This is a genomic window from Streptomyces calidiresistens (genome assembly GCF_014141525.1).
Classification (GTDB): Bacteria; Actinomycetota; Actinomycetes; order Streptomycetales; family Streptomycetaceae; genus Streptomyces; species Streptomyces calidiresistens.
The window spans coordinates 1-8,819 of record NZ_VKHS01000152.1; the positions used below are offsets into that span (position 1 = coordinate 1).

Below are 8,819 nucleotides of genomic sequence, written 5' to 3' on the forward strand. Positions count from 1 at the left end.
CCCCGGAGGGCGCCCCCTCCCGCCCCCGGTGCGCGCTGATCGCCGTGGGCGGATACGGGCGGGGGGAACTCTCCCCCCGCAGCGATCTCGACCTGCTGCTGCTCCACGACGGTCGGGGCGACCGCGGCGCGGTCGCCGCCACCGCCGATCGCATCTGGTACCCCGTCTGGGACATGGGGCTGTCCCTCGACCACTCGGTGCGCACCCTCGACGAGGCCCGCCGAACGGCGGGGGAGGACCTCAAGGTCCACCTCGGTCTCCTGGACGCCCGTCACATCGCCGGCGACGACACGCTCACCGCCGAACTGCGCACCTCGCTGCTGGCCCGCTGGCGCTCCGAGGCCCCCGCCCGGCTCCCCGAGCTCCACCAGATGGGCCGGGAACGGGCCCGCCGCCACGGGGAGCTGCCCTTCCTGCTGGAACCCGACCTCAAGGAGGCCCGGGGCGGCCTGCGGGACGCCACCGCCCTGCGTGCCGTCGCCGCCTCCTGGGTGGCCGATGCCCCCCGTCGCGGCCTGGAGGAGGCCCGCGCCACCCTGCTCGATGTCCGCGACGCCCTCCACCTCACCACCGGCCGTGCCGGCGATCGTCTCGCCCAGGAGGACCAGCCGCAGGTGGCCGAGGCGCTCGGGCTCCTGGACGCCGACGCCCTGCTGCGCCGGATCTACGAGGCGGCCCGCACCATCGCCTACGCCTCCGACGTGACCTGGCGCGAGGTGGGTCGCGTGCTGCGCTCCCGCTCCGGCTGGACCCGGCCCTCCCAGCGGCTGCGGGGCCTCCTCGCCGGCCGTCCGGGACGTCGCGGGACCCCCGAGGAGCGGCTGCCGCTGGCCGAGGGCGTCGTGGAGCAGGACGGCGAGGTGGTGCTCGCCCGCACCGCCCGCCCCGATCGCGACCCCGTCCTGCCGCTGCGCGCCGCGGCCGCCGCCGCCCGATCCGGCCTGCCGCTCGCCCTCCCGGCCGTCCACCGTCTCGCGGAGGCCGCCGCACCGCTGCCGGTGCCCTGGCCCCCGGAGGCCCGCGAGGAGTTCGTCACCCTGTTGGGCTCCGGGCGGGACACCGTCCCGGTGTGGGAGGCCCTGGAGGCCGCCGACCTGATCACCCGCCTGCTCCCGGACTGGGAACGGGTGCGCTGCCGGCCGCAGCGCAACCCCGTGCACCGCTGGACGGTCGACCGCCATCTGGTGGAGACCGCCGTCCGCGCCTCCGCGCTGACCCGCCGGGTGCGTCGCCCGGATCTGCTGTTGGTGGCCGCGCTGCTGCACGACATCGGCAAGGGGTGGCCCGGCGACCACAGTGTCGCCGGGGAGACCATCGCCCGCGACATGGCGGCCCGGATCGGGTTCGGTCCCGAGGACACCGATGTCCTGGCCCGTCTGGTCCGCCACCACCTGCTGCTGGTGGACACCGCCACCCGCCGCGACCTGGACGACCCCGCGACCGTGGAGCACGTGGCGGCCGCCGTCGCCGACGTCGACACCCTGGAACTGCTGCACGCCCTCACCGAGGCGGACGCCCTGGCCACCGGCCCGGCCGCCTGGTCGGTCTGGCGGTCCTCCCTCATCGCCGACCTGGTGGGGCGGGTGACCGAGCACCTGCGGACGGCCGCCGAGGGGGAGGGCCTCCCGGCCCGGGGACCCGCCCCCGACACCGCAGGGGTCGGCTCCTCCGGGGTGCCCACCACTCCCGTGAACTCCGCGGAGGACGAGCGGCTGGCGCTGGAGGCGCTGTCCACCGGGGGGCCGGTCCTCACCCTGCACACCCCACCGGAACCCGCCCCCGTCCCGGACGGCGCCGACAGGGGGAACGGCGGCGCGGGGGCCGGGGAGCCCGCCGACCGCGAGGGTTCGACCGAACCGGCGGAACCCGAGCCGGTGGGTGTCGAACTGGTGGTGGCGCTCCCGGATCGGCCGGGCGTGCTGCCCGCCGTGGCCGGGGTGCTGGCCCTGCACCGCCTCACCGTCCGCTCCGCCGAACTGCGCAGCATCCGCCCCGCAGACCAGGGCACCGCGCTGCTGCTGGAGTGGCGGGTGGCGGCCGAGTTCGGCTCACTGCCCCGGGCGGAGCGACTGCGGGCCGACCTGGTCCGCGCCCTGGACGGCTCCCTCGACATCGCCGCCCGTCTCGCCGAACGCGAGGCGGCCTACCGGCGGCCCCGCCGCCGGGCGATCCAGGCACCGCCGCCACGGGTCGGTGTGGCCCCGCTGGGATCCCGCCTGGCCACCGTCATCGAGGTCCGGGCCCAGGACGCCCCCGGTCTGCTGTACCGGATCGGTCGCGCCCTGGAGGACCGCGGGGTGCGGGTGCGCAGCGCGCACGTCAGCACCCTGGGTTCGAACGCGGTGGACGCCTTCTACGTCACCGGACCGGAGGGCGGACCGCTCCCGGTCGCCGAGGCCTCCGCCCTCGTACGGGAGGTGGAGCGGGCCCTGGCCGGCTGATCCGGGCCCCGGGAACCGGCGCGGGTCCCGCCCGCGGCCCGGAACGGGGTCGCGGGCGGATACCCTGAAGGACACCGCTGTCCCGCTCTCCGACGTGAAGGAACCGCGAGCGCCGTGTTCGACACTCTCTCCGACCGCCTTGCCGCGACGTTCAAGAACCTCCGGGGCAAGGGACGCCTCAGCGAGGCGGACATCGACGCCACCGCGCGCGAGATCCGCATCGCCCTGCTGGAGGCCGACGTCGCGCTGCCGGTCGTGCGCTCCTTCATCAAGGAGATCAAGGAGCGGGCGCAGGGGGCCGAGGTCTCCCGGGCCCTGAATCCCGCCCAGCAGATCATCAAGATCGTCAACGAGGAACTGATCCGCATCCTCGGCGGCGAGACCCGTCGACTGCGGTTCGCCAAGAACCCGCCCACCGTGATCATGCTCGCCGGCCTCCAGGGCGCGGGCAAGACCACCCTCGCGGGCAAGCTGGGGCGCTGGCTCGGCGGCCAGGGTCACTCGCCGCTGCTGGTCGCCTGCGACCTCCAGCGCCCCAACGCCGTCAACCAGCTCCGTGTCGTCGGCGAGCGGGCCGGGGTGGCGGTCTACGCCCCCGAGCCGGGCAACGGCGTGGGCGACCCGGTGGCCGTGGCCCGCGATTCGATCGCCCACGCCCGGGACAAGCAGTACGACGTGGTCATCGTCGACACCGCCGGTCGGCTGGGCATCGACGAGGAACTGATGCGGCAGGCGGCGGACATCCGGGACGCCGTCTCCCCCGACGAGATCCTCTTCGTTGTCGACGCGATGATCGGTCAGGACGCGGTCACCACCGCCGAGGCGTTCCGCGACGGGGTGGGCTTCGACGGCGTCGTGCTCTCCAAGCTCGACGGTGACGCCCGCGGTGGTGCCGCCCTGTCCATCGCCCGGGTCACCGGGCGGCAGATCATGTTCGCCTCCAACGGCGAGCAGCTCGACGACTTCGACGCCTTCCACCCCGACCGGATGGCCTCCCGCATCCTCGGCATGGGGGACGTGCTCAGCCTCATCGAGAAGGCCGAGCAGACCTTCAGCCGGCAAGAGGCCGAGCGGATGGCGGAGAAGCTCGCGAAGGGTCCCAAGGAGTTCACCCTCGACGACTTCCTGAACCAGATGGAACAGGTCAGGAAGATGGGCTCGCTCTCCAAGCTCCTGGGCATGATGCCCGGGATGGGGCAGATGCGCGATCAGATCAACAACCTCGACGAGCGCGAGGTGGACCGCACCGCCGCCATCATCAAGTCGATGACCCCCGCGGAACGGGCGGATCCGAAGATCATCAACGGCTCCCGTCGCGCCCGCATCGCTCGTGGCTCCGGAGTGGACGTCAGCGCGGTCAAGAATCTCGTGGAGCGATTCTTCGAGGCCCGCAAGATGATGTCCCGGATGGCGCAGGGCGGCGGCATGCCCGGGATGCCGGGCATGCCCGGCATGCCCGGTGGTGGAGGGGGAGCCCGGAAGCGCGGCAAGCCGCAGAAGAAGGTCAAGGGCAAGCGGCGCAGCGGCAACCCCATGAAGCGGCAGGAGGAGGAGCGCGCGGAGGCGGCGCGCCGGGAGGCCGGCGGCAGCCCCTTCGGCATCCCCGGTGCGGACGAGGACCCGGGTTCCTTCGAGCTGCCCAAGGAGTTCCGGGACATGCTCCCGCCGGGACGCTGAGCCCCGCTTGACGATCCCGGCCCCTCGTCCGTCCGCCCCCGGGCCCGTTCCGGGGGTGGACGGGGCGGCGGGGAGAACGACGCGTCGACGCCCTCCCGCCGCGGGTCGGGACCGTGCGGGAGCGGCGGCGGACGCGGCTCAGCCCTTGCCGGGAACCCGGCACACGACGTAACGCAGGATGTTCGGGAGCCACACGGAGCCGTCCGATCCCAGGTAGGGGTGCAGCGCCTCCGCCAGTTCCTTGGCGACCAGGTCCACCCCCACCCCCCGCACCGCCTCGTCGAAGCTCCCGGTGGCCAGCAGGCCGCGCAGGGCCGAGGTCATGCCCGGGTAGCCGAAGGGGCAGCCGACCTCGCCCTCGCCCACCGGGTGGATGCCGACGGCGCGCGCGAGGTCCCGCAGCCCCGGTGCGCCCGGTGCGCCCGGCGCCTCGGGCGCGGCCCCCTCCGCCTCCCGTTCGCCCGGGGTCCGTACGGCCCGGGCGAGGCGGTCGCCCACCCGCAGGGCCGCACTGACGGCGCACTCCTCGGGTTCGCCCCGTCCCGAGAGGACGACCGTGGCCCCCGGCTCGGCCAGGGCGACGGCGCGCCGCAGTTGCTCCGTCTCCGGTGGCGCGCCGAACGAGGTGATCAGAGTGAACGGGGCCCGGAGCGACTGAGCCGCCTCGCGGGGGTTCGTCGGCAGGGAGGGCACCAGCCGCGCGGGCCACCGCCGTGTGCCCCATCCCCATACGGGATCGGGGAGCAGGCGCTCCCCGGCCAGCCGCAGCCGTTCCGGATCGGGTTCGGTTCCCGTGACACTCGCGCCGCGGACGGCGGCGCGCAGCAGCGCCAGCCCCGAGCCGCAGTGCAGTTCCAGCAGGCGGGTGCCGGGCCCCACCCCGGTGCGTTCGTACACCGCTTCGTACAGCGGCAGAAGCATGCGCTCCTGGATCTCGGCCCAGTCCCGGGTGCGGGATGGACGGTTGAGGTCGTGGTGGATCAGCGTTGGTGTCATGGCCGTGCCCCAATCGACGGGTCGGGTGCGGTCCGCTGCTGTCGGTCTCCCTGCTCCTGTATGCCAGATAACTCCCGGTTGCTCCCCTCGTCCAGAGGGCGAAGGGTCCGGATTCACGCTTCTGCCCCACGGAGCCGTACCATTCCGGCCATGACCAAGGCGCCCGTCCTCACTCCCCGGGCGGAGGATTTCCCCCGCTGGTATCAGGACCTGATCAACAAGGCGGAGCTGGCCGACAACGGTCCGGTGCGCGGCACCATGGTCATTCGACCGTACGGGTACGGGCTGTGGGAGCGCACACAGTCCGAGATGGATGTCCGAATCAAGGCGGCGGGTGCCGAGAACGCCTATTTTCCCCTCTTCATCCCCCAGTCGTATCTGACCCGGGAGGCCGAGCACGTCGAGGGCTTCGCCCCCGAACTGGCGGTGGTCACCCGGGGCGGGGGGAAGGAACTCGAGGAACCCGTGGTGGTCCGTCCCACCTCCGAGACCATCGTCAACGAGTACTTCGCCAAGTGGATCCGGAGCCACCGAGACCTTCCCCTGCTGATCAACCAGTGGGCCAATGTCGTGCGCTGGGAGATGCGTCCGCGGGTGTTCCTCCGGACGAGTGAGTTCTTGTGGCAGGAGGGTCACACCGCGCACGCCACACGCGAGGAGGCCCGGGATTACGCGGCCCGCATCCACCGCGACGTGTACGCCGACTTCATGGTCAACGTTCTCGCGATCGATGTCGTGGCGGGCCGCAAAACCCCTCGTGAACGCTTTGCGGGGGCCGTCAACACCCTCACCCTCGAGGGGATGATGGGGGACGGCAAGGCTTTGCAACTGGGGACCAGCCATGAGCTCGGACAGAACTTCGCCCGGGCCTTCGACACCCGTTACCTTTCCCGCGAGGGCACCCGGGAACTCGTCTGGCAGACCTCCTGGGGCGTGTCCACCCGCATGATCGGGGGGCTGATCATGGCCCACGGCGACGACAACGGATTGCGGGTGCCGCCCCGCCTGGCCCCGATCCAGGTCGTCGTGCTGGCCGTGAAGGGCGAGGAGGGCGTCCTGCGCCGGGTGCGGGAGGTCGCCGACGCGCTCATCGCCGCCGGCTTGCGGGTGCGGGTCGACGACCGCACCGACACCCCCTTCGGCCGTCGCGCCGTGGACTGGGAACTCAAGGGTGTTCCGGCACGGGTGGAGATCGGCCCCCGCGACCTGGAGCGCGACACGGCGGTGCTGGTCCGTCGGGTCGCCGGGGGGAAGGAAACGGTGGCGGTGAACGACCTGGCCGCCCTTCTGCCCGGGCTGCTGGAGGACGACCAGGAGCGGTTGCTGCGCTCCTCCCGCGAGTACCGCGAGTCCCGCACCGCCGACGTGGCCACGGCGACCGAGGCGTTGGAGGCGGTCGCCGCCGGTGGGTGGGCACGACTCCCCTGGAGCGACCTGGGGTCGGAGGGTGAGGCGGCGCTCGCGGCCGAGGGCGTCACGGTGCGATGCCTGGTGGGGCCGGACGGGTCGGTCCCCGTGGCCGACGACGCTCCGGGTACGCTGGCCGTGGTGGCGCGCGCGTACTGACCCGGGGGTCCGCCCTCCCGGCGAGCGCGACCGGCGCCGCAGGACGAGAGCACGACACGTGTCGAGGCCGGGGGGCCCGTGGGTGACGACATGGGGAAACACGGGGCAAGCGGTGGAGGGCGTCGGGGCGCACCCGACGCCGGCCCGCCGCGCCCCCTCCCGGGTGGGCGGCCCCCGACGTCCCGGTCGGGACGGGGGTCTCGAGGGGCGCTGGTCGCCCCGCCCCGATCCCACCGCGACCCCGGTCCGGAGGGGCGCCGGCTCCTTCCGCGGAGTTCGGTGTTCCGGACGTGCGCCCCGGCAGGTGGGACGGCGTGGCGGGGGTCTTTCGCCCCGTGCCGGCCTTCCGTCCGGGATGGTCACACCTCGTCACGTACTGACCGGTAAGTTCAAAATCGGAGACTTTCTCCACAATCGGAACACCCCGGGGGGCCGAGTCGTTAATCCCGACGTGAGCACGACACCACCTGTCCTCGCCGCCGAACTGGCACTCGCCTGGTCCGACATCCAGCGTCACCATCCCGAGCTGCCCGACCTGGCGGCTCCGGAGTCCCTGATCGGGGAGTCCTCCTCCGCCTGCGGCTCCCAACTCTCCTTCGAGCGTCTGCTCCACGAGGCGGTGCACGGCATCGCGGCCGCCCGTGGCGTCCGCGACACCTCCCGCGCGGGGCGCTACCACAACCGGCGCTTCCTCGCGATCGCCGAGGAGTTGGGGCTGGAGCACCTGGAGGAACCCCACCCCAGCAGCGGTTTCTCCCTCGTGGCGATGAACGCCGCCACCCGTCGCCGCTACCGACAGACCGCGGAACGCCTGCAACGGGCGTTGTCCGCACACCTCGCCGCCACCACCGCCGACACCACCCGCAGCTTTCGGGGGCCGGCCGCGCGCCACGGCTCCTCCGGTGGCGGGGTGCGGGTCAAGGCGGTCTGCGACTGCGGGCGCAACGTCCGGGTCGTTCCCTCGGTGCTCGCCCAGGCCCCCATCGTCTGTGGTGCCTGCAACAAGCCGTTCCGCATCGCGGCCGACCCCGTCACCGCCGCGGCCTGAGGCACCTCGGGGCCCGGGGGCGTTCCCCGGGGCCCCGTTCGCCGTTCCCGATCGCCGGTCCGTCGTTCCCGCCTCGGACCGGCGGTCCCGTGGGGGTTCGCGGCGTCCGCGTCGCCCTCGCCGGGGCCGCACTCCGTTCGGGGGAGGGTACGCGGTGTGGCAGAATGGGCCGCTGAACTCGCCGGCCGTACAGGACCCCTCTCTCCTCCGGCTGACGCGTCCGTAGGGCCCCGGGCGTCGCAACCCCACGCGGCGGACCGTCACGGCCCACCCACGTCAACTCCAGGAGACACCACAGCCGTGGCAGTCAAGATCAAGCTGAAGCGTCTGGGCAAGATCCGGTCGCCGCACTACCGCATCATCGTCGCCGACTCCCGCACCCGTCGTGACGGCCGCGCGATCGAGGAGCTCGGCCTGTACCACCCGGTGCAGAACCCCTCCCGCATCGAGGTCGACTCCGAGCGCGTGCAGTACTGGCTGGGCGTCGGCGCGCAGCCGACCGAGCCCGTGCTCGCCATCCTCAAGGTCACCGGCGACTGGCAGAAGTTCAAGGGCCTGCCGGCGCCCGAGCCGATGAAGGTCGCCGAGCCCAAGCGGGAGCGCGTGCCCTTCGAGGCCGTCACCGACGGCGCCGGGGACGCCAAGGGTGAGGCCATCACCCCGAAGGCGAAGAAGAGCGACAAGGCCGCCGACGCCGAGTCCGGCGCGGACGAGTCGGCCGGGGCCTGAGCATGCTCGAGGAGGCCCTCGAGCACCTGGTGAAGGGCATCGTCGAGCATCCCGACGAGGTTCAGGTCGCCTCGCGCACCCTGCGGCGGGGACGGGTTCTGGAGGTCCGGGTCCACCCGGATGACCTCGGCAAGGTGATCGGCCGCAACGGCCGGACCGCCCGTTCGCTGCGCACCGTCGTCGGTGCCCTCGGTGGACGCGGTATCCGCGTCGACCTGGTGGACGTCGACGAGGTGCGCTGACCCACCCGCCGCTCCATCCCGGCGACTCCGTCGCCCGCAGCACCGACCCGGGTCGGGTGCGGCCACAGCCGCGCCCGACCCGGGTCGTTCTCCCGGAGGGAGGACATCCCTCCCCTTCCC

7 protein-coding genes are annotated in these 8,819 nt (G+C 73.4%); 6 read left to right on the top strand and 1 reads right to left on the bottom strand.

Translation table 11 applies throughout. The annotated features are described in order from the left end of the window. The first annotated feature begins 35 nt into the window (after positions 1–35). Both FOE67_RS09165 and ffh read left to right on the top strand, forming a co-directional pair. Positions 36–2,441, top strand: coding sequence for a [protein-PII] uridylyltransferase (locus tag FOE67_RS09165; RefSeq protein WP_438874200.1), 2,406 nt, complete (start codon positions 36–38; stop codon positions 2,439–2,441). 114 nt (positions 2,442–2,555) lie between these two features. Continuing rightward, the gene (ffh, locus tag FOE67_RS09170) at positions 2,556–4,118 is read left to right on the top strand and encodes a signal recognition particle protein (protein ID WP_182662377.1); all 1,563 of its coding nucleotides are present in this window, start codon (positions 2,556–2,558) and stop codon (positions 4,116–4,118) included. A 138-nt stretch (positions 4,119–4,256) separates the two neighbouring features. Here the strand turns inward: ffh and FOE67_RS09175 are convergent, their stop codons facing one another. Next, positions 4,257–5,114, bottom strand: a complete 858-nt coding sequence (locus tag FOE67_RS09175) for a class I SAM-dependent methyltransferase (protein ID WP_182662379.1) — start codon at positions 5,112–5,114, stop codon at positions 4,257–4,259. Between the two features lie 150 nt (positions 5,115–5,264). Here FOE67_RS09175 and proS point away from each other — a divergent pair, with 150 nt between their 5' ends. The 4 genes from proS to FOE67_RS09195 all read left to right on the top strand — a co-directional run bounded on the left by proS (position 5,265) and on the right by FOE67_RS09195 (position 8,699). Beyond that, positions 5,265–6,680: a proline--tRNA ligase gene (gene proS / locus FOE67_RS09180; RefSeq protein WP_182662381.1), complete on the top strand. Its 1,416-nt coding sequence runs from the start codon at positions 5,265–5,267 to the stop codon at positions 6,678–6,680. A gap of 451 nt (positions 6,681–7,131) precedes the next feature. Further along, positions 7,132–7,728, top strand: coding sequence for a hypothetical protein (locus FOE67_RS09185; RefSeq protein WP_182662383.1), 597 nt, complete (start codon positions 7,132–7,134; stop codon positions 7,726–7,728). 300 nt (positions 7,729–8,028) lie between these two features. Further along, entirely contained in the window at positions 8,029–8,457 is a 429-nt protein-coding gene (rpsP, locus tag FOE67_RS09190; RefSeq protein WP_182662385.1) for a 30S ribosomal protein S16, read from the top strand. Positions 8,458–8,459: 2 nt separating this feature from the next. Then, positions 8,460–8,699 (top strand): RNA-binding protein, encoded by a 240-nt coding sequence (locus FOE67_RS09195; RefSeq protein WP_143623946.1) that lies wholly within the window; start codon positions 8,460–8,462, stop codon positions 8,697–8,699. The last annotated feature ends 120 nt before the right edge of the window (positions 8,700–8,819 follow it).